This window comes from Pseudomonas sp. IT-P4 (assembly GCF_949767755.1).
In the GTDB taxonomy this organism is placed as follows: domain Bacteria; phylum Pseudomonadota; class Gammaproteobacteria; order Pseudomonadales; family Pseudomonadaceae; genus Aquipseudomonas; species Aquipseudomonas monachiensis.
Map to the genome: position 1 here is coordinate 220042 of NZ_CATKPX010000067.1, position 19132 is coordinate 239173.

Genomic DNA, 19132 nt, shown 5'->3' on the forward strand with positions numbered 1-19132 from the left:
AAAATGAAGGCGGCGAAAGGGGAGAGAGTTTACTGGTTTAAATGCCCGGTCGCGCGATGGAATGTTTTGTGGCGAGGGAGCTTGCTCCCGTTGGGGCGCGAAGCAGCCCCAAGTTTTTTCTGGCCCACCGAGTTGCCCGGATTTACGGCCGCTGCGCGACCGAGCGGGAGCAAGCTCCCTCGCCACAGGCAAGCCCCCTCGCCACGGGGGTCGGTGTTTATTTGGGATAAAGCGGCGGCAGCCCACTGTCACCAACCGGATCCTGCACCCGTTCAGCCATCGGGATCGCCTTGATCACCCGCCACAACTCGTCACCTTGCCAGTGTTGGCCGGTTTCGCTGTACAGCGCGCCGTTCAGGCCGTCGAGGGCGTCGGACAGTGGCACGAAGCGGGCGGCCATGTCGGCCAGGGTTTCCGGCTGTTGGCGGGCCCAGGCGTCGAGGGCCTGGCGGGTGGCGTGGGAATCGTTGGCCTGGCAGGCGCGCTTGAGGTCGTCTAGAACGGTGCGCGGGCTCGGGCCGGTTTGAGCGACACGCGCCACCGCCGGTTGCCAGCGGCCACGCCACCAGAGGCCGAAGCCGAGCAGGGTGGTGCAGGCCAGGATCAGGGTACTGAGCTTCCAGCGCCAGAGCGCTTCGCTGTCGGCGCCGGCATCGATCGGTGAGGCGTCGGCCGGGGTGTCGGCCATCAGACTCGGATTGGCCGCCACGTGCAGCGTGCGGGCGGGCAGGCTGCTGTGTTCCAGATGATCTTCGAAGGTGTTCCACCAGACCACGTCGACGGTGGGCAACTCGATGGCGCCGGTCCGTGTCGGCACCAGGGCCTCGCGGTCTTCACGGCTGCCGACCAGGCCACGTTCGCTGTTCTGGTTACCGAGCACCGGTTGATCCGGGTAGCGCCGCAGGCCGCCGACGTCGGTGCCGGGCAGCGGAGGCAGTTGGGTGCTGGACAAGCCTTCGGCCTTCACTGTCAGGCTGCGGGTCAGCGAATCGCCGACCTGGGTGTGATCCGGTTCCGGGCTCCAGCTTTCGCTCAGGGTCAGGCTACGCGCAGGCAGCCAGGGGGCATCGGCCGGATAGGTGATGGGTTTGGCCTTGACCGTCAACAGCAACTCGACCGAGGTGACGCGCATCAGCTTGCCGGCTTTGGGCCCTTGGGCTGCGTCCTGTACCGGTTGTGGGTCGACCAGCGCGGCGTTGAAGACCTGTGCCGGAATGATCAGTTCGCCACTGTGTTGCGGGTAGATCGCGTAGCGCATTTCGATCACGCCGTGGCGCAGGCCGTCGATGTCCTTTTCGTAGGTGCGCGATTCGCCCAGTTGTTCGATGCGTGCGTCAGGTATCTGCAAGGGCGGCAGGCTGCTGTCGTCGTACAGCGACACCGAATGGTAGATGCGCAGGGTCAGGACCGCCTGGGCCTGCACGTAGACGCTGGTTTGATCGAGGCTGGCGTCAATGAACACCGCGGCCCGCTTGTCCGGGTTGTCCTGTGTTTCGCTCTCGACCACCTGCAGGGTAATCGGCTGGCTCTGCAGTTCGCCCAGTTGCAGTGACGGAATCACTACGCTGCCGTTTTGCCGGGGCAGGAGGGTGACGATCCAGCGGGTGGTGGCCTGGTTTTCACCGCTCAGGGTGTTCAACTGGTTGACCTGGCGTGTGCCGCGCACTTCGAACAACGGCTCCAGCGCTGTCAGGTCAGGTTTGCCGAACTGGGTGACATCGCTGGATTCCAGGGTCAGTTCGACCGTCTCGCCCGAGCTCAGGCGACTGCGATCAACACTGGCGACCAGTTCTGCTGCCTGTGCCTGAGCCGTGCAGAACAACAGGCCATGCAGCAGCGCGAGCAATAAAACGGTGAAGCGGGTCATCGAGTTTCTTCCTGATCCTGATGTTGTTGCTGTTCGTACCAGAATTTGCGCCTGAGCAGTTCGCCGGGGTCATCCGGGATCTGCCGCAGCCACTGCTCCAGTGCCTGGCGCTGTTCACCTTCGATGCTGTCGGTGGCCGGGCGCAAGGGTGGTGTGGTGTGTTGTTCGTCACCCAGTTCGCTGCCCGGTACCTCGTTGGCCCCCGGCTTCGGCGGGGTGGTGGGCGGTTGTTCCTCACCCGGGCGGGGCGGTTGCCCCTCGGTTTTCGGTTCGTCGCTGCTCGAGGGCTGGGCAGCGGCACCGGGCGGTGGCTCCGTCGGTTCGGTTTCGGGCCGGGCGTTGCTGGCTGCGTCTGGCTCAGGAGGGGGTGGCGTGTTTTTCTCCTTGAGCAGACGTTCGACCAGCGCCTTGTTGGTCAGTGCCGGACGCAGATCCGGTTGACGCTCCAGTGCCTGTTCGTAAGCGTCCAGGGCTGCCTCCAGCTCACCGCTTTTGGCCAGGGCATTGCCTCGATTGTAGTGGGCATGGGCATCGTCGCCTTCGGCAAACCGCTCGGCGGCGCCCGCGTAGTCGCCGGCCTCATAGAGCGCCACGCCTTGCCACTGATGGTTTTCGAAGCGTCGGGAAGCCTGCGCAGGGCGCTTCTGCTTGAGTAAATGCAGGCCTTGTTGATCAGGGCGCAGCCAAAGGTCCGCGAGGTCGAAGGCGTAGCTCGGTTGAGGCAGCGCCAATAGCAGCGGCAGGCACAACAGCCAGCCCCGACGCCCCGCGCAGGCCGCGAGCAGCAACAGTGGCAGCAGCAACCAGTAACCCTGATCGGCCCAGGTGTCCAGGCGCAAGGTCTGACCGTCGTTGCGCAAGTGACGTGGACCGTCGAGCAGGCCAAGGGCGTGCAGGTCGCTATCGTCAAGACGCGCCTGGCGATAGCGGCCATCCAGGTCGTTGGTAAAGTTTTTCAAGCCGGGTTCGTCCAGGCGCGGCACGAGAATGGCGCCTTGTTCATCCTTGAGGAAGCTGCCGTCCTCCTGGGTGATCGGCGAGCCTTCGGCGGTGCCGATGCCGAGCATCAGCAATTGAGTCGATTTACCGCTCAGCGCGCGACGGATGCCCAGCCGCTCCTGGTCGGTCAGGGACGAGCCAATCAGCAGGATCCGCCCGTCGCCCAAAGCCGCCTGGTCGAGCAGCGCCAAGGCCTTGAGCACCGCCAGATCGGCGCGATGACCGGCCTCTGGCATCAACGACGGTTTCAGTGCATCCAGCAGATTGCGGCTGGTGGAAAGATCATCCGACAGCGGCACCAGGGTGTGGGCACTGCCGGCGTAGACGACGATGGCGGTTTGCGCGTCGCTGCGAATCTGCAGCAGATCAAGCAGCTTGCGTCGCGCCTGTTCCAGTCGGTTGGGCGTAACGTCGGTGGCGAGCATTTCCGGGGTCAGTTCGAGAATCACCACCAGCGGGTCGGCGGGCTTTTGACTGGTCTGCTCGACACGCTGCCAACTCGGTCCCAGCAGGGCGAGCACAGTCAACAGCCAGGCGAGACCGAGGGCGATCCAGGGCAGTTTACTGTCGCGACCACTGCCACCGCTGAGCAGCGCTGCGTGAAAGGCCGGCGGCAGGATCATCTGCCAGCGCCCGGCGCGCTTCTTGCGGTGCCAGAGTTGCCAGAGCAACCAGCCAAGCACCGGCAGCAACAACAGCCACCAGGGGCGGAACCAGTAGGGCCACAGCACGCTCATCGGCGCCTCCGCAGGCGCAGGCGTTTGAGCCGTTGGCGCCAGTCGGGCAGCAATTGGGTTTGCAAGAACAGATCCTTGGTAAACAGGCGTTGCAAGGGGTTGTCCGGCCAGAGTACGGGGGCCAGCAGCAGCATGCTCAACCAGAGCGCCAGGGCCAGTGGCCAGTGATACAAGGCTTGGGCCGGGCGGGCCTGGGTCGGTTGCTGGGCCACGGGCTCCAGTTGATCGAGGGTGTCCTTGATCGATTGCAATTCCTTGCCATCGTGGGCGCGGAAATACTGGCCGCCGGTGGCTTCGGCTATGGCTTTGAGGGACGGTTCGTCAAGGTCCAGGCTCGGATTGACGCCGAGAAAGCCGACTGTTCCACTTTGCTCCGGATTGGCACCGATGCCGATCGGGTAGATTTTCACCCCTTCCCTGGCCGCCAGTCGCGCAGCGGTAAGCGGGTCGATTTCACCGCCATTGTTGGCGCCGTCGGTGACCAGGATCAGCACGCGGCTAGTTGCCGGACGCGAGCGCAGGCGCTTGAGGGCCAGGCCGATGGCATCACCGATGGCGGTGTTTTTACCGGCAATGCCGATGCGCGCTTCGTCGAGCCAGACGCGTACGGTGTGGCGGTCGAAGGTCAGTGGGGCTTGAAGGTAGGCCTGGCTTGCGAACAGGATCAGGCCGACCCGGTCACCTTCGCGGCTTTCGAGAAAGTCGCCGAGCAGGTGCTGGACCAGCGCCAGTCGGCTCACTTCTTCGTCCTGCCACTGCATGTCAGGGAAGTCCATGGAGCCGGAAACGTCCACCGCCACCAGCAAGTCACGGCCACTGGCGGCAATCGGCAGGGGGTCGCCGAGCCATTGCGGGCGCGCCGCCGAGATCAGCAGCAACACCCACAGCAGTATGAAAGGTGCCTGCTGGCGCCATGCCGGCAGGTTGGCCCGGGCGCGACGCCCGGCAAGGCCTTCCAGGTCGCTGAGGTAGCTGACCTTGAGCGCCGGTTCGCCACTGTCGGCCACCGGCAATACGATGCGCATCAGCCACGGCAAGGGCAACAGGGCGAAGATCCACGGCCAGGCGAACTCAAACATGCTTGCGAATCCAGGTGTCGACAGCCTGGGTCAGGCCGGCGATGGCCTTGTCGTCGAGCTTGCACTCAGGTTTGTAGGCGCCTTCGACCAGCACCATCCAGCGGGTCAGCCCGGCTGCCGGGCAGCGGTTATCGAGGAACGCCAGCCACTTGCGGCCGTTGAGGGTGTGACTCTGGCTGTAGGGATAGTGGTTGCGGCACAGGCGCTTGAGCAAACCGTTGAGTTGCTGCAGCCAGGCGCCGGCCGGCGCACCGTCGTAGGGTTTGGGCATCATTGCCAATTCGGCCAGCGCGGCCAGGCGCACCGGATCCAGCGGCTGCTCGGCACGTACCACGGGACGTTTGCGTGGAATGAAGTGCCGCAGCTTCCACAGGCCTAAACCGATCAGTGGCACCAATAGAAGCAGTAACCACCAGCCCGGTGCCGGAGGCCAGAATTCCACCGGTGGCGGTGATATCAGTGGTTGCAGTTGATCAAGGCTGTTCATCGACCTTTCCCCGGTTTCTGTGGGTTCAGGTATTCGCGCAATTGCTCGACCATCTCGCTCTGGGTGCTCAAAGGCATCATCAGCACCCGCAGTTTTTGTGCGAGCAGTTCCCAGCGGGCGATGCGTGCTTCGGCCTGGGCCCGGTAAGCCTGGCGCAGGTCGAAATTCAGCGTATCGAGTTCCAATTGCGCGCCACGCTCGGCGAAACGTAAAAGGCCAGCGGCGGGCAGGGCATGATCCAGCGGATCGGACACCGGTAGCAGCAGCAGGTCGCAATGACGCGATAACAGGCTCAGCTGTTGCTCGGCGCTTTCCGATAGCGCGCGTTCATCGCAAATCACAATGACAAGGCTGCCAGGACGCGACACCTCCCGCGCCCGGCGCAAGGCAATGCCAAAGGCGTCACGGTCCGGCTCGCCTTCGGTGGTCAGCGACTGATTGACCCGCACCAGCCGGTTGAGCAACTGCAGCAGGCTTTGCTTGCTGCGCCGGGGCTTGATCTCGTAGTGCTCATTGTCGCCATACACCAGCCCGCCGACCCGGTCGTTGTGGCCCAGGGCCGCCCAGCCGATCAGGCTCGCGGCCTGGGCGGCGAGCACTGACTTGAACATCAGGCCCGAGCCGAAAAACAGCCGGCGGCTTTGTTCGACCATGATGAAAATCGGCCGCTCACGTTCTTCGTGGAACAGCTTGGTGTGCGGCTCCTGGGTGCGCGCAGTCACACGCCAGTCAATGGTGCGCACATCGTCACCGGCCTGATAGACCCGCACCTGATCGAAGTCGACGCCACGCCCGCGCAATTTGGAGTGGTGCAGGCCGATCAGCGGGCTGCGTTGGCTCGGCGTGGAAAACAGCTGCACTTCGCGCACGCGATGGCGCATCTCGATCAGGTCGGCGAGGCTGACACGGATGCCCGGCTCGGGCGGCAGGCTGGCGTTCATCGAGGTCAAGCGACGGCTACGACGTCGAGAATCCGCTGGACCACCCGGTCCTGATCGATGCCAGCGGCTTCGGCTTCAAAGGACAGAATGATGCGATGGCGCAGCACGTCGAACAGCACGGCCTGGATGTCTTCCGGGCTGACGAAGTCACGCCCGGCCAGCCAGGCGTGGGCGCGGGCGCAGCGGTCCAGGGCAATCGAACCGCGGGGGCTGGCGCCGTAGGCGATCCACTCGGCCATTTCCGGATCGAACTTGGCCGGGGTTCGGGTGGCCATGACCAGTTGTACCAGGTATTCCTCCACGGCATCGGCCATGTACAGACCGAGGATTTCCTTGCGCGCGACAAAAATCGTCTGTTGAGTCACCCGGCGCTCAGGCTTCGCTTCGCCGTTAAGCGCTTCGCCACGGGCCTGTTGCAGGATCTTGCGTTCAACCGTCGCGTCGGGGAAGCCGATCTTTACGTGCATCAGGAAGCGGTCGAGCTGGGCTTCCGGCAGCGGGTAGGTGCCTTCCTGCTCGATCGGGTTCTGCGTGGCCATCACCAGGAACAGCGGCGACAGCTCATAGGTGCTGCGCCCGACACTGACTTGCCGCTCGCCCATGGCTTCGAGCAAGGCCGACTGGACTTTGGCCGGGGCACGGTTGATTTCATCCGCCAGTACCAGGTTGTGGAAGATCGGACCTTGCTGGAACACGAAGCTGCCGGTTTCCGGGCGGTAGATTTCTGTACCGGTTATGTCGGCCGGCAACAGGTCGGGAGTGAACTGAATGCGGTGGAACTGGGCTTCGATGCCTTCGGCAAGTTCTTTGATGGCCTTGGTCTTGGCCAGGCCAGGAGCACCCTCGACCAGCATGTGGCCGTCGGCGAGCAGGGCGATGAGCAAGCGCTCGATGAGTTTTTCCTGGCCGAGAATCTGCGTTGAAAGAAAGGTTCGCAGCGCCAGCAGCGCTTCACGATGTTCCATCGATGACTGTTCCTGCAAAAGGGTGGCCGAGGACGTAGGAAATACGCCAGGGCTGGGGGCGTTACTTTAATCCATCGCGGGGGGCGCCGACTAACGGCATTTTGCGCAAAGTGCGGGAAATGGTTAGCAATAGTTGTAGGAATTTTCTTCGGGTCGCAGGTGGCGGTGCTCTCTCGGGCCTCTTCGCGAGCAAGCCCGCTCCCACAGAGAGCCGCGTCGTCACTGACGCATGCGATCAAATGTGGGAGCGGGCTTGCTCGCGAAGGCGTCAGTAAGTGCGCTGATATTTAGAGTTGGCTGATATAGGTGCCAGTGCCATCAAGAATATTCTTCAAGGTCAGCTCAACTTCAGCCAAATCCACCATGTCCGGGTCGAAGGTGATCTCCAGCACATCATCCCCATTCAGCGCATCGGCATCGGCGGCTGCAATTTCGATCTTCAGCAGGGAAGGGCTCAGGGTAACTTTCACGCCATCAAGGGTCGAAGGTTCGCCATCGAGGGTGATTTCCAGCTCGTCTTCATCCGGGTAGCGGCTCATCAGGAACATTTCGCCCTGTTCGCTGTGGCAGCACAGCATGGCCATGTTGTCTTCTTCGTCGTCGCAAGGGTTGACGATCAAGAGGGCGGTTTTCATTTTCATGGGAAATTCCTGGCTCGACGGGCGTGGTTAACGCAGCAAAAGGGCGATTCTGCCAGCCCGCGCACATTTCTGCTCGTCCGGGTGTCAGGGGGATGTGTCGTGACCGAGCAAAGTGTTGCTGGTCATTTCTGGTACGGATGTCCCGTAAAACCGGACGGAAATCCGCCATTTTTCTGTGCGAATGCTAGTGTTGTTCGAGGCGCATGCCTTGAGCTGCGTACCGTTGACCGAATATGTCGCAGCACCGCAAGCACGGGCCTTGCCGCACTGGTTAAGCTGCGCAACGGATGAGCACCCGTAAAGACATTGCGCTGCACGCAGCCCAGTCGTTTTTGCAGATGCCCATTCACGGAAGGTGAATGTGACCTGAGTGTCTCGTCCAGCTTCACCCACCTGTCACCCTGTTTCCTCTGCCCGAGAATCAGGAACGGGGTGACGGGTAGCCCCGAACAGGGGCTTTGCACGCGACGCTTCCATCAATAACAAGCCCAAGCGGAGTACCACAGATGGCGTTCTTCACCGCAGCCAGCAAAGCCGACTTCCAGCACCAACTGCAAGCGGCACTGGCGCAGCACATCAGTGAACAGGCACTGCCACAAGTGGCGCTGTTCGCTGAACAATTCTTCGGCATCATTTCCCTTGACGAGCTGACCCAGCGTCGGTTGTCCGACCTCGCTGGCTGCACCCTTTCTGCATGGCGCCTGCTTGAGCGCTTTGATCACGCGCAGCCACAAGTGCGCGTCTACAACCCCGATTACGAACGTCACGGCTGGCAGTCGACCCACACCGCGGTCGAAGTGCTGCACCACGACCTGCCTTTCCTGGTGGACTCGGTGCGTACCGAGTTGAACCGCCGCGGCTACAGCATCCATACCCTGCAAACCACCGTGCTGAGCGTGCGTCGTGGCAGCAAGGGCGAGTTGCTGGAAATCCTGCCTAAAGGCACCCAGGGCGACGATATTCAGCAAGAGTCGTTGATGTACCTGGAAATCGACCGCTGCGCCAACACCGCCGAGCTCAATGTGTTGAGCAAAGAGCTGGAGCAGGTGCTCGGTGAAGTCCGCGTGGCCGTCGGCGATTTCGAGCCGATGAAGGCCAAGGTCCAGGACATCCTGACCAAGCTGGACAACAGCCAGTTCGCCGTCGATGGCGACGAGAAGAATGAAATCAAGAGCTTCCTGGAATGGCTGGTGGGCAACCACTTCACCTTCCTCGGTTATGAAGAGTTCGTGGTCAGCGATGAAGCCGATGGCGGCCATATCGTCTACGACAAGGATTCCTTCCTCGGCCTGACCAAGCTGCTGCGTGCCGGCCTGACCTACGATGACCTGCGCATCGAAGACTACGCCGTGAACTACCTGCGCGAACCGACCCTGCTGTCGTTCGCCAAGGCCGCGCACCCAAGCCGCGTACACCGTCCGGCTTACCCGGACTACGTGTCGATCCGCGAGATCGACGCCAACGGCAAGGTCATCAAGGAATGCCGTTTCATGGGCCTGTACACCTCGTCGGTGTACGGCGAGAGCGTGCGGGTGATCCCGTACATCCGCCGCAAGGTCGAGGAAATCGAACACCGTTCCGGCTTCCAGGCCAAGGCTCACCTGGGCAAGGAACTGGCACAGGTGCTCGAAGTGCTGCCGCGCGACGATCTGTTCCAGACCCCGGTGGACGAACTGTTCAGCACCGTGATGTCGATCGTGCAGATCCAGGAACGCAACAAGATTCGCGTGTTCCTGCGCAAAGACCCGTACGGCCGTTTCTGCTACTGCCTGGCCTACGTGCCGCGTGACATCTATTCCACCGAAGTGCGCCAGAAGATCCAGCAAGTGCTGATGGATCGCCTGAAAGCCTCGGACTGCGAGTTCTGGACCTTCTTCTCCGAGTCCGTGCTGGCCCGCGTGCAGTTGATCCTGCGCGTCGACCCGAAAAACCGCCTCGACATCGACCCGCTGCTGCTGGAAAAAGAAGTGGTGCAGGCCTGCCGCAGCTGGCAGGACGACTATGCCGCCCTGACCGTTGAAAGCTTCGGTGAAGCCCACGGCACCAACGTGCTGGCCGATTTCCCGAAAGGCTTCCCGGCCGGTTACCGCGAGCGTTTCGCAGCCCACTCGGCTGTGGTCGACATGCAGCACTTGCTGAGCCTCAACGAAAAAAATCCGCTGGTGATGAGCTTCTATCAGCCGCTGGGCCAGGTCTCCGGCCAGCGCATGCTGCACTGCAAGCTGTACCACGCCGATACTCCGCTGGCGCTGTCCGACGTCCTGCCGATCCTGGAAAACCTCGGTCTGCGCGTGTTGGGTGAATTCCCGTACCGCCTGCGCCACAACAGTGGCCGCGAGTTCTGGATTCACGATTTCGCCTTCACCGCCGCCGAAGGCCTGGAACTCGACATCCAGCAACTCAACGACACTCTGCAGGACGCCTTCGTCCACATCGTGCGTGGCGAAGCCGAGAACGACGCTTTCAACCGTCTGGTACTGACCGCCGGCCTGCCATGGCGCGACGTTGCACTGCTGCGTGCCTACGCCCGCTACATGAAGCAGATCCGTCTGGGCTTCGACCTGGGCTACATCGCCAGCACCCTGAACAACCACACCGACATCGCTCGCGAGCTGACCCGGTTGTTCAAGACCCGTTTCTACCTGGCGCGCAAGCTGACCGGCGACGATCTGGATGACAAGCAGCAACGCCTGGAACACGCAATCCTCAGCGCCCTGGACGACGTCCAGGTACTGAACGAAGACCGCATCCTGCGTCGCTACCTGGACCTGATCAAGGCCACCCTGCGCACCAACTTCTACCAGACCGATGCCAACGGCCATAACAAGTCGTACTTCAGCTTCAAGTTCAACCCGCACTTGATCCCTGAACTGCCGAAGCCTGTACCGAAGTTCGAAATCTTCGTTTACTCGCCGCGCGTCGAAGGCGTGCACCTGCGCTTCGGCAACGTGGCCCGTGGTGGCCTGCGCTGGTCCGACCGTGAAGAAGACTTCCGTACCGAAGTCCTGGGCCTGGTAAAAGCCCAGCAAGTGAAGAACTCGGTGATCGTGCCGGTGGGTGCGAAGGGCGGCTTCCTGCCGCGTCGCCTGCCACTGGGCGGCAGCCGTGACGAGATCGCGGCCGAGGGCATCGCCTGCTACCGCATCTTCATTTCGGGCCTGTTGGACATCACCGACAACCTGAAGGACGGCGCGCTGGTTCCGCCGGCCAACGTCGTGCGTCATGACCACGATGACCCGTACCTGGTAGTGGCCGCGGACAAGGGCACTGCGACCTTCTCCGACATCGCCAACGGCATCGCCATCGACTACGGCTTCTGGCTCGGTGACGCGTTTGCGTCCGGTGGTTCGGCCGGTTACGACCACAAGAAGATGGGCATCACCGCCAAGGGCGCGTGGGTCGGCGTACAGCGTCACTTCCGCGAGCGCGGCATCAATGTCCAGGAAGACAACATCACTGTTGTGGGCGTCGGCGATATGGCCGGTGACGTGTTCGGCAACGGCTTGCTGATGTCCGACAAGCTGCAACTGGTCGCGGCCTTCAACCACCTGCACATCTTCATCGATCCGAACCCGGAGCCGGCGTCGAGCTTCGCCGAGCGTCAGCGCCTGTTCGACCTGCCGCGTTCGGCCTGGTCGGACTACGACACCAGCCTCATGTCCGAAGGTGGCGGCATCTTCTCCCGTAGCGCCAAGAGCATCGCGATTTCCCCGCAGATGCAAGAGCGCTTCGACATCCAGGCCGACAAGCTGACCCCGACCGAACTGCTGAACGCCTTGCTCAAGGCACCGGTGGATCTGCTGTGGAACGGCGGTATCGGTACTTACGTCAAAGCCAGCAGCGAAAGCCACGCCGATGTCGGCGACAAGGCCAACGATGCACTGCGCGTGAACGGCAACGAACTGCGCTGCAAAGTCGTGGGCGAGGGCGGTAACCTCGGCATGACCCAACTGGGTCGCGTCGAGTTCGGCCTCAATGGCGGCGGTTCCAACACCGACTTCATCGATAACGCCGGTGGCGTGGATTGCTCCGACCACGAAGTGAACATCAAGATCCTGCTGAACGAAGTGGTTCAGGCCGGCGACATGACCGACAAGCAGCGTAATGAGTTGCTGGCGAGCATGACCGACGAAGTCGGTGGTCTGGTGCTGGGTAACAACTACAAGCAGACTCAGGCCCTGTCCCTGGCAGCCCGTCGCGCCTTGCCGCGGATTGCCGAGTACAAGCGCCTGATGAATGACCTGGAAGGCCGTGGCAAGCTGGATCGCGCCATCGAGTTCCTGCCGGCCGAAGATGCAATCAACGAGCGCATCGCCGAAGGCCATGGCCTGACCCGTGCCGAGCTGTCGGTGCTGATCTCGTACAGCAAGATCGACCTCAAGGAGCAGTTGCTGGGCTCCCTGGTGCCGGACGACGACTACCTGACCCGCGACATGGAAACCGCTTTCCCGCCGACCCTGGTGAGCAAGTTCTCCTCGGCGATGCGTCGTCACCGCCTGAAGCGCGAAATCGTCAGCACCCAGATCGCCAACGATCTGGTCAACCACATGGGCATCACCTTCGTTCAACGACTCAAAGAGTCGACCGGCATGAGCCCGGCGAACGTGGCTGGCGCTTATGTGATCGTGCGTGACATTTTCCATCTCCCGCACTGGTTCCGTCAGATCGAAGCCCTGGACTACCAGGTCTCCGCCGACGTGCAACTGGAGCTGATGGACGAGCTGATGCGTCTGGGCCGTCGCGCTACGCGCTGGTTCCTGCGTGCCCGTCGCAACGAGCAGAACGCTGCCCGTGACGTCGCGCACTTCGGTCCGCATCTGAAGGAGTTGGGCCTCAAGCTCGACGAACTGCTGATCGGCCCGATCCGCGAAACCTGGCAGACGCGTTATCAGGCCTACGTCGAAGCCGGTGTGCCGGAGCTGTTGGCGCGCATGGTGGCTGGCACCTCGCACCTGTACACCCTGTTGCCGATCATCGAGGCCTCCGACGTGACCGGCCAGGACCCGGCGGACGTAGCCAAGGCGTACTTCGCCGTGGGCAGCGCGCTGGACATCACCTGGTACCTGGCGCAGATCAGCGCTCTGCCGGTTGAAAACAACTGGCAGGCCCTGGCCCGTGAAGCGTTCCGCGATGATGTCGACTGGCAGCAACGTGCGATCACCATCTCGGTCCTGCAACAGGGCGACGGCACCCAGGACGTGGAAGCACGGCTCTCCCTGTGGATGGCTCAGAACGAGAGCATGATCGAGCGCTGGCGTGCCATGCTGGTGGAAATCCGTGCCGCCAGCGGCACTGACTACGCCATGTACGCGGTGGCCAACCGCGAACTGCTGGACCTGGCATTGAGCGGTCAGGCGGTAGTGCCTGCCGCTGTCGCCGTCGAGCTGGAACCGGCTGCCTGATCAGGCGTTGAATGAAAAACCCCGCATTGAAAGATGCGGGGTTTTTTTTATTCAAGAGCTTGTGATTGGCTTAAATATAAATCGATGCGTCAAGGATAAGTGTCGCGAGCTTAGTTTAGAACGCATGCCTTTTCAGTATGGTTAAATTGAATTTCACAATATCGCCCACACGATCGTGGAAAAAGGAATGGCGTTCTGGATGTTCATGTATTGATTTTCTGATTATTCTCGCATTGCGTGCTTTCAAGTAGACCGTTGGCGTGTCAGTGCTCAAATCATCCAGTGTGATGATGTTGTGGTCGGCATCCAGCAAGTTGAATGATGTAGTATCCCCTCCGGCGGCTGGAAAAGCACCCAGACAGCCTTCGTCGTTCTTGCTGATATACATGTAGCTATAGGGGGTGCTGAGGATTTGCATGTTGTAATAGTCGTCATAACACCAGAAGTGCACAACTAATGGGTCTATATTTCCAAAAGAAAAACCAAGGTTTTCCATTCTTTTTGTTATAGGGCTGTACGCTTTCGTGATTTTTGGCGAATAGTCACTTTGAACCGTGAGAATGTTTTTTGGCACGTCTGCATCTTTGAGGAAGTTACTACGCAGAACTTCCTGGAGAAAAGTAATGGTGTCGCCGTTGCAGGATACGCGGGCTGTAAATGATCGCTCTTCGTTCTTGTTCATAAATAGTCCATTATTTAAGGTGTGGTGTTCCCCTGTACGGGTGCCCAGAATAATGCCAGTTGCATTTGTGGCGTGGTTGGTAATTGTTTCTTGTGGTTTCGCAGTAGAGTCCGGTTGTCCGGCTTGTGTGTTGTGCAATCTTTATTTAAATGGCTGATGTCCTAACTTTTTGGCGGTCAACAGTTTTGTTTGGTTTAAGAGTTTGCGGTTAATTACGTCGGGAAATTAAAAAGGCCCGAATTCGCGATTCGAGCCGTTTTATTTATAGCCGTACGTTCAGCCATCAGTCAACGGAGAAAAAATGATGGTGAGGGAGCAAGCGCCCTCACCACTGGAAATGATTAAACGATCGGAAAACTGTTGAAGTCCACGGCATTGGCCAGTTGGCTATCGATCAGGCTGATGAAGCCCTGGACTTCCGGGCAATTGAAATGCGATCGCATGGCCGCTTCGGATTGCCAGTGGGCGCTGACGGTCCAGCGATTGGTGTCCTCGGGGCAGCGGTCGACCATATAGGATTCGCAGCCGGGCAATTCACGCAGGGTTTCGACAATCTTCTGCAATTGCTTGCCCAGTTCATCCGAGCGGCCGGCGACGGCCTGCACCTGTACGGTATTGATCACTTCATGGGACATTGCTCACACTCCTGAATCAGGCCGGACGAATCCTGCTCATTGAGGGATAACGCCTATGCAGGATAGGCCGGGCCCCCGGGACCGCCAATAGCCAATCGCCGGATAAAACCGCAGGCCAATCCGTCAGGCCACCTGCTGCAGGATGTCGCGCAAACGGTCCAGGGCGATGTCGATGTCGAGGGTTTCGATGGCGCCAAAACCGAAGAAAAGCCCGGCCCTTGGGGCTTGCTGATAGAAAAAGCTGTCGATGGCATAGAGCCCGACTTCGACTTTTTTCGCCAGTTCGATCACCAATGCAATATCCATCGGCACTTTGCACATCACCACCATGTGGAATCCGGCGGTGGACGGCACCGCCTCCAGCCAGGGCGAAAGATCGCCCGCCATACGCGTCAGGATCCGCTCGCGGCGTCCGGCATAGACCGTATGGCAGCGCCGGATGTGCTTGAGCAGGCAGCCTTCGGCGATGAACTTGGCCAGCGCCCATTGCGGCAGGGTCGAGGTGTGCAGGTCGGTGAGCTGTTTGGCGCGCACCACCGCCTCGAGGATCGCTGGCGGCAGGATGGCATAACCGAGCCGCAGTTCCGGCAACAGGGTTTTGGAGAATGTCCCGACGTACGCGACGATCCCCCGTTCATCCATGCTCTGCAGGGAGTCGGTGGGGCGGCCTTCATAGCGGAACTCGCTGTCGTAGTCGTCCTCGATGATGATCGCGCCCAACTCATGGGCCTTGGCCAGCAGCGCTTCCCTGCGCGCCTGGCTCATGGGCATGCCCAGCGGGAACTGGTGCGACGGGGTGACATGGATCAGGCGCGTGCCGCGAGGAATCCGGTCCACCACAATGCCTTCGGCGTCCACCGGCACACCAATCACCGTAGCGCCGTGGGTGCCGAACAGCAGGCGCGCCGGCGGGTAGCCGGGGTCCTCCATGGCGACCAGGCTGCCCGGACTGATCAGCACCCGGGCAATCAGGTCCAGCGCCTGCTGCGCGCCGTTGCACACCACCACATCCTCATCCTGACAATTGACCCCGCGGGAGAACGCAATGTGCTGCGCAATGGCGTTACGCAGCGCTGGCAAGCCCTCGGGCAAGCTGTACAAGCCCTTGGAGCCGGCAATCTGGCGCAGTGCGTGAGCGGTGCAGCGCCGCCAGTCATCCTGGGGGAACTGGCCCTTGCTGGTGGCGCCACCAATGAAGTCGTAGCGCAGCGAGCCTTCCAGGGTCGGATGACGCAGAAACACCGGCAGGTTGCGCCAGGACTCGATCACCTCGAAGCCGCCAAGCTCGGTGTGGCTCCGTTTACGCTGCACTTTGGACGAGCGTGCGTTGACGTAGGTGCCTTTGCCGACCACCCCGGTGAGGAAGTTTTCGTAGGTCAGCTGGGCGTAGGTATCGGAAATGGTCTTGCGCGAAATACCCAGTTGTTCGGCCAGCAAACGGCTGGGCGGCAGTTGCGTCCCGGCAGTCAGGCGACCGGACTCGATGGCGCTGCGCAGTTGGTTGTACAGCTGGCCGGCCAGGTCCTTGCGGCCGTTGATGACAACATGTAGTTCCATACCGGCGAGGCTCCGGGGCTGTTGAGGCGCGTGTGCGTCGCGCAAGATTACCCCTATCCGCTTGTGGTACAGAAGTTGCGCAGTGGAAAAACCGTCGATTGGCCTGGCGGCGGTGGTCCCCGGGAAAATCGCCTGATTGGATCTGTCATGCCTGTGCGCCAGCGACTACCGTGAAGATCACTTCAGGGTTGCACGAGATCGCTCCATGACCCCCCGACTGGATTACTACAGTGCGTCCCCCAAGGCGATGAAAGCCATGATTGCCATGGAGGCCTTGAGCAGCAGCCTGAGCATTGAGCAGGCGCTGCTGCACCTGATCAAGATTCGTGCTTCGCAGCTCAATGGCTGTGCCTTTTGCACCGATATGCACTCGGTGGATGCACGGCGCCTGGGCGAAAGCGACCGGCGTCTGTATTCCCTTGTGGTCTGGCGCGACAGCAACTTTTTCAATCCCCGGGAAAGAGCCGCGCTCGCCTGGACCGAGGCGGTCACCTTGCTCTGCGAAAGCCATGTGCCGGACGATGTCTATGCCCAGACCCGGGAGCAGTTCAGTGAAAGCGAAATGGTCGACCTGACCATCGCCGTTACCACCATCAACAGCTGGAATCGCCTGGCCGTGAGCTTCCGGCAGACACCCAGCGCCTGAGTCATTGTCACAGCAGGTTCATGAAGGATCCGCAGGATGCAACTGTCAGTTTCAGATCGACAGGGAGTCCTCGATGTCATTCATGCAAACCAGCGCCCGCCAGGGAGCTGCCGAGTATCGCGTAGCCATTGATAAAAACGCGTCCTGGCGCCAACTGGCAGCGGGTATCGACCCGGAACTGGCGCTGTGTTTCACCGTCAGTGCCCGTTGCGGTTGCTTCATGCAGGCCGCCCGCAGTCTCAATATCAAGGCCACCCGCCTGCGCAGGCAACTGGTGCTGCTGGAATCGCAGCTGCAGTGTTCGCTGTTCAGCCATTCCGACAATGGTTTCAGCCTCAGCCGCGATGGCTTGCGCTTGCACGCACAATTGATCGCCCTGGCCCATGAGCGCGATTTGCCGGTGATCGAGCAGCCGTTGATTCGCCTGGCGGTGGCGGATTCGATACTGCATGACATTCTTGGTCGTGACCTGGTTGCACTGCTGCGGCGCAACGCCAGTGTGCGGCTGGACATCATGACCCTCGACAGCGAGTTGGCCTTGCAGGCGGTCAGCGCCGACGTGGTGGTGTGGCTGGGCGAGAGCGGATCGCCGTTACCGGGGCCGAGCTTTGCCATCACCGAACCCCGGCGCCTGGCAGAACTCGATTACCTGCCGCACATTGCCAAGCGCTATTGCCGGGTTGCATCCAGGCCGGAATGCCTGGATGACCTGACCGATTTTCTCCTGGTGCAATGGCGGCAGGACAGCCAGGTTCAAAGCTTCAGGCCATGGAATGCACTGGTGGATCAGCGCCTGGCCGGGTCGGTGCACTTGCAATCCTGGGAACTGATGCTGGAGATGATTCGTTGCAGTGCCTGCATCGGCCTGCTGCCGCACTACATGAGCCACTTCGACCGCGGGCTGATTGCCTTGCCGGGCCTGTTCGACCAGCCGATGCGGCGTCAGGTGTGGATGGCGGTCAACGCCCATTCCGGGGGCGACGCGCAGGTGCGGATGATCGTCGAATTGATCGAAAACACCTTCAACGAGCGCCGGGAGTGGTTCCAAAGCTGAGCGCTCCCACATTGGTTCTCGCCACAGCCGAAGGTAGCGTTATAGAGTGAACGGCCATGTCTGCTTCAAGGATGATTCACCCATGCCAACCACCGAACCTGTCATCACCCTCGAACGTTTCAACGAATCCCATATCGAAGGCATCACGGCGCTGTACAACGATCCGGCAATCGCCCGTCAAACCCTGCAGATGCCGTTTCAGTCCACCGAACTCTGGCGCAGTCGCCTGGCGCTGGATAACGAACGCCTGGTGAAAGTGGTGGCTTTGCATCAAGGGACGGTCATCGGCAACATTGGCCTGGAGCAGTTCTCACGCATTCGTCGCACCCATGCCGGCAGTTTCGGCATGGGTGTTGCGGTGGCGTGGCAGGGCAAGGGCGTAGGGTCGAAGCTGCTCGTGACAGCGCTGGATATCGCCGACAACTGGATGAATCTGCAGCGTGTCGAGCTGTCGGTGTATGCCGACAACGAAGCGGCCATTGCCCTGTACCGCAAGTTCGGCTTCGAAACCGAGGGTCTGTTCCGTGATTACGCCGTGCGCGACGGCGTATTGGTGGACACCTTGAGCATGGCGCGCCTGCGTCGCACGCCAAAGGCCGGTTGAGTCAGTTGCCCAGGGCAAACCCCAGACGTACCTCCTGGCTGTTAGTCGCACACCGGCTTCACGCTTCTGCCATGCTCAATATCCGTAGTACCGCTGCAACCAAAGGAACACCGCAATGGACGATGTACAGCAACTGGGTGAAATGCTGCGCCACTACGCAGAAAGCGAAGCGCACAAGAAACAACTGTTCGAGTCCCAGTCCGCGGATTGGGCTGCGCGTATTGGTGAGCTGTTCGATCAGATCGGGCAATGGCTGGAGCCGGTGCAGGCGCCGCACCTGCTGGAGGTGAGCCGCGAAGCCTATGTCGCCTCGGGCCCTAGCGTTCCTGTCGAGACATCGACATTCAAGACCGAGAAGCTGTCCATTGTGATTGCTGGCAGAGCAGTGGAGTTTGTCCCGGAAGTGATGGGGGCGGGCGGGCAGATTTCATTGGCGGTGATGGGTTTGACCGCTGCGCGTTTCGGCAGTGTCTCGCTGGTTTGCCAGCCACCTTCCAATAGCTGGCAATGGCGCAAGACCAACGGTTTGAAGGACCCGGATGTGTTTCCCTTCGATGCGAACTTTCTGGCGCAGCAGTTGCAGGGTTTGATTCCCCGGGATCGCGGTTGAGCCTTTGATCAACGACACATGACCCTGTAGCTGGCTTGTCTGCGATGGCGGAGAGTCAGGCGATATTGATGTTGAATGGACCGGCCTCATCGCGAGCAAGCTCGCTCCCACAGGGTTTGTGTCGTACCCAAATGTTGTGGTCGACACCGAACCTGTGGGAGCGGGCTTGCCCGCGAAGACGTCAGTGTTGCCGATAGAAAGCACTGATCAGACAGCGCTTTCAGCC

15 protein-coding genes are annotated in these 19132 nt (G+C 61.0%); 5 read left to right on the forward strand and 10 right to left on the reverse strand.

Features of this window, described 5'->3' with window-relative positions:
• Positions 1 to 217: 217 nt before the first annotated feature.
• The 7 genes from ACM6IT_RS24175 to ACM6IT_RS24205 form a co-directional block, all read right to left on the reverse strand.
• Positions 218 to 1867, reverse strand: coding sequence for a BatD family protein (locus ACM6IT_RS24175; RefSeq protein WP_414918832.1), 1650 nt, complete (start codon positions 1865 to 1867; stop codon positions 218 to 220).
• The gene (locus tag ACM6IT_RS24180; protein ID WP_414918833.1) at positions 1864 to 3603 is read right to left on the reverse strand and encodes a tetratricopeptide repeat protein; all 1740 of its coding nucleotides are present in this window, start codon (positions 3601 to 3603) and stop codon (positions 1864 to 1866) included. The genes ACM6IT_RS24175 and ACM6IT_RS24180 overlap by 4 nt, the downstream gene beginning before the upstream one ends.
• Positions 3600 to 4682 carry a vWA domain-containing protein gene (locus ACM6IT_RS24185; protein ID WP_414918834.1) on the reverse strand — a complete coding sequence of 361 codons (1083 nt, stop codon included), beginning with the start codon at positions 4680 to 4682 and terminating at the stop codon, positions 3600 to 3602. Before ACM6IT_RS24185 ends, ACM6IT_RS24180 begins: the two co-directional genes overlap by 4 nt.
• A complete protein-coding gene (locus tag ACM6IT_RS24190) occupies positions 4675 to 5169 on the reverse strand; it encodes a DUF4381 domain-containing protein (protein WP_056727579.1) in 495 nt (164 codons plus the stop codon). The genes ACM6IT_RS24185 and ACM6IT_RS24190 overlap by 8 nt, the downstream gene beginning before the upstream one ends.
• Entirely contained in the window at positions 5166 to 6110 is a 945-nt protein-coding gene (locus ACM6IT_RS24195) for a DUF58 domain-containing protein (RefSeq protein WP_409079252.1), read from the reverse strand. The genes ACM6IT_RS24190 and ACM6IT_RS24195 overlap by 4 nt, the downstream gene beginning before the upstream one ends.
• A 5-nt stretch (positions 6111 to 6115) precedes the next feature.
• A complete protein-coding gene (locus ACM6IT_RS24200) occupies positions 6116 to 7075 on the reverse strand; it encodes an AAA family ATPase (RefSeq protein WP_008049510.1) in 960 nt (319 codons plus the stop codon).
• 287 nt (positions 7076 to 7362) lie between these two features.
• The gene (locus ACM6IT_RS24205; protein WP_414918835.1) at positions 7363 to 7716 is read right to left on the reverse strand and encodes a hypothetical protein; all 354 of its coding nucleotides are present in this window, start codon (positions 7714 to 7716) and stop codon (positions 7363 to 7365) included.
• 506 nt (positions 7717 to 8222) lie between these two features.
• Here ACM6IT_RS24205 and ACM6IT_RS24210 point away from each other — a divergent pair.
• Positions 8223 to 13118, forward strand: a complete 4896-nt coding sequence (locus ACM6IT_RS24210; protein ID WP_414918836.1) for an NAD-glutamate dehydrogenase — start codon at positions 8223 to 8225, stop codon at positions 13116 to 13118.
• A 115-nt stretch (positions 13119 to 13233) separates the two neighbouring features.
• On the opposite strand, the gene ACM6IT_RS24215 is transcribed toward ACM6IT_RS24210, so the two are convergent.
• From ACM6IT_RS24215 to ACM6IT_RS24225, 3 genes are all read right to left on the reverse strand, one after another.
• Positions 13234 to 13800 (reverse strand): hypothetical protein, encoded by a 567-nt coding sequence (locus ACM6IT_RS24215; protein WP_414918837.1) that lies wholly within the window; start codon positions 13798 to 13800, stop codon positions 13234 to 13236.
• A 341-nt stretch (positions 13801 to 14141) separates the two neighbouring features.
• Entirely contained in the window at positions 14142 to 14435 is a 294-nt protein-coding gene (locus ACM6IT_RS24220) for an antibiotic biosynthesis monooxygenase family protein (protein ID WP_414918838.1), read from the reverse strand.
• A 123-nt stretch (positions 14436 to 14558) separates the two neighbouring features.
• Positions 14559 to 15992, reverse strand: a complete 1434-nt coding sequence (locus ACM6IT_RS24225) for a PLP-dependent aminotransferase family protein (protein WP_056727570.1) — start codon at positions 15990 to 15992, stop codon at positions 14559 to 14561.
• Positions 15993 to 16197: 205 nt separating this feature from the next.
• Here ACM6IT_RS24225 and ACM6IT_RS24230 point away from each other — a divergent pair, with 205 nt between their 5' ends.
• The 4 genes from ACM6IT_RS24230 to ACM6IT_RS24245 all read left to right on the forward strand — a co-directional run bounded on the left by ACM6IT_RS24230 (position 16198) and on the right by ACM6IT_RS24245 (position 18906).
• Positions 16198 to 16638, forward strand: a complete 441-nt coding sequence (locus tag ACM6IT_RS24230; RefSeq protein ID WP_056727569.1) for a carboxymuconolactone decarboxylase family protein — start codon at positions 16198 to 16200, stop codon at positions 16636 to 16638.
• A 73-nt stretch (positions 16639 to 16711) separates the two neighbouring features.
• Positions 16712 to 17692, forward strand: a complete 981-nt coding sequence (locus ACM6IT_RS24235; RefSeq protein WP_414918839.1) for a LysR substrate-binding domain-containing protein — start codon at positions 16712 to 16714, stop codon at positions 17690 to 17692.
• Between the two features lie 82 nt (positions 17693 to 17774).
• Positions 17775 to 18296, forward strand: coding sequence for a GNAT family N-acetyltransferase (locus tag ACM6IT_RS24240; protein WP_414918840.1), 522 nt, complete (start codon positions 17775 to 17777; stop codon positions 18294 to 18296).
• 115 nt (positions 18297 to 18411) lie between these two features.
• The gene (locus ACM6IT_RS24245) at positions 18412 to 18906 is read left to right on the forward strand and encodes a hypothetical protein (protein ID WP_223541479.1); all 495 of its coding nucleotides are present in this window, start codon (positions 18412 to 18414) and stop codon (positions 18904 to 18906) included.
• The last annotated feature ends 226 nt before the right edge of the window (positions 18907 to 19132 follow it).

Excerpts from the sequence above, each read along its gene's own strand:
- ACM6IT_RS24175 (WP_414918832.1), bottom strand. The coding sequence starts at position 1,867 with ATGACCCGCTTCACCGTTTTATTGCTCGCGCTGCTGCATGGCCTGTTG.
- ACM6IT_RS24180 (WP_414918833.1), bottom strand. The coding sequence starts at position 3,603 with ATGAGCGTGCTGTGGCCCTACTGGTTCCGCCCCTGGTGGCTGTTGTTG.
- ACM6IT_RS24185 (WP_414918834.1), bottom strand. The coding sequence starts at position 4,682 with ATGTTTGAGTTCGCCTGGCCGTGGATCTTCGCCCTGTTGCCCTTGCCG.
- ACM6IT_RS24190 (WP_056727579.1), bottom strand. The coding sequence starts at position 5,169 with ATGAACAGCCTTGATCAACTGCAACCACTGATATCACCGCCACCGGTG.
- ACM6IT_RS24195 (WP_409079252.1), bottom strand. The coding sequence starts at position 6,110 with ATGAACGCCAGCCTGCCGCCCGAGCCGGGCATCCGTGTCAGCCTCGCC.
- ACM6IT_RS24200 (WP_008049510.1), bottom strand. The coding sequence starts at position 7,075 with ATGGAACATCGTGAAGCGCTGCTGGCGCTGCGAACCTTTCTTTCAACG.
- ACM6IT_RS24205 (WP_414918835.1), bottom strand. The coding sequence starts at position 7,716 with ATGAAAATGAAAACCGCCCTCTTGATCGTCAACCCTTGCGACGACGAA.
- ACM6IT_RS24210 (WP_414918836.1), top strand. The coding sequence starts at position 8,223 with ATGGCGTTCTTCACCGCAGCCAGCAAAGCCGACTTCCAGCACCAACTG.
- ACM6IT_RS24215 (WP_414918837.1), bottom strand. The coding sequence starts at position 13,800 with ATGAACAAGAACGAAGAGCGATCATTTACAGCCCGCGTATCCTGCAAC.
- ACM6IT_RS24220 (WP_414918838.1), bottom strand. The coding sequence starts at position 14,435 with ATGTCCCATGAAGTGATCAATACCGTACAGGTGCAGGCCGTCGCCGGC.
- ACM6IT_RS24225 (WP_056727570.1), bottom strand. The coding sequence starts at position 15,992 with ATGGAACTACATGTTGTCATCAACGGCCGCAAGGACCTGGCCGGCCAG.
- ACM6IT_RS24230 (WP_056727569.1), top strand. The coding sequence starts at position 16,198 with ATGACCCCCCGACTGGATTACTACAGTGCGTCCCCCAAGGCGATGAAA.
- ACM6IT_RS24235 (WP_414918839.1), top strand. The coding sequence starts at position 16,712 with ATGTCATTCATGCAAACCAGCGCCCGCCAGGGAGCTGCCGAGTATCGC.
- ACM6IT_RS24240 (WP_414918840.1), top strand. The coding sequence starts at position 17,775 with ATGCCAACCACCGAACCTGTCATCACCCTCGAACGTTTCAACGAATCC.
- ACM6IT_RS24245 (WP_223541479.1), top strand. The coding sequence starts at position 18,412 with ATGGACGATGTACAGCAACTGGGTGAAATGCTGCGCCACTACGCAGAA.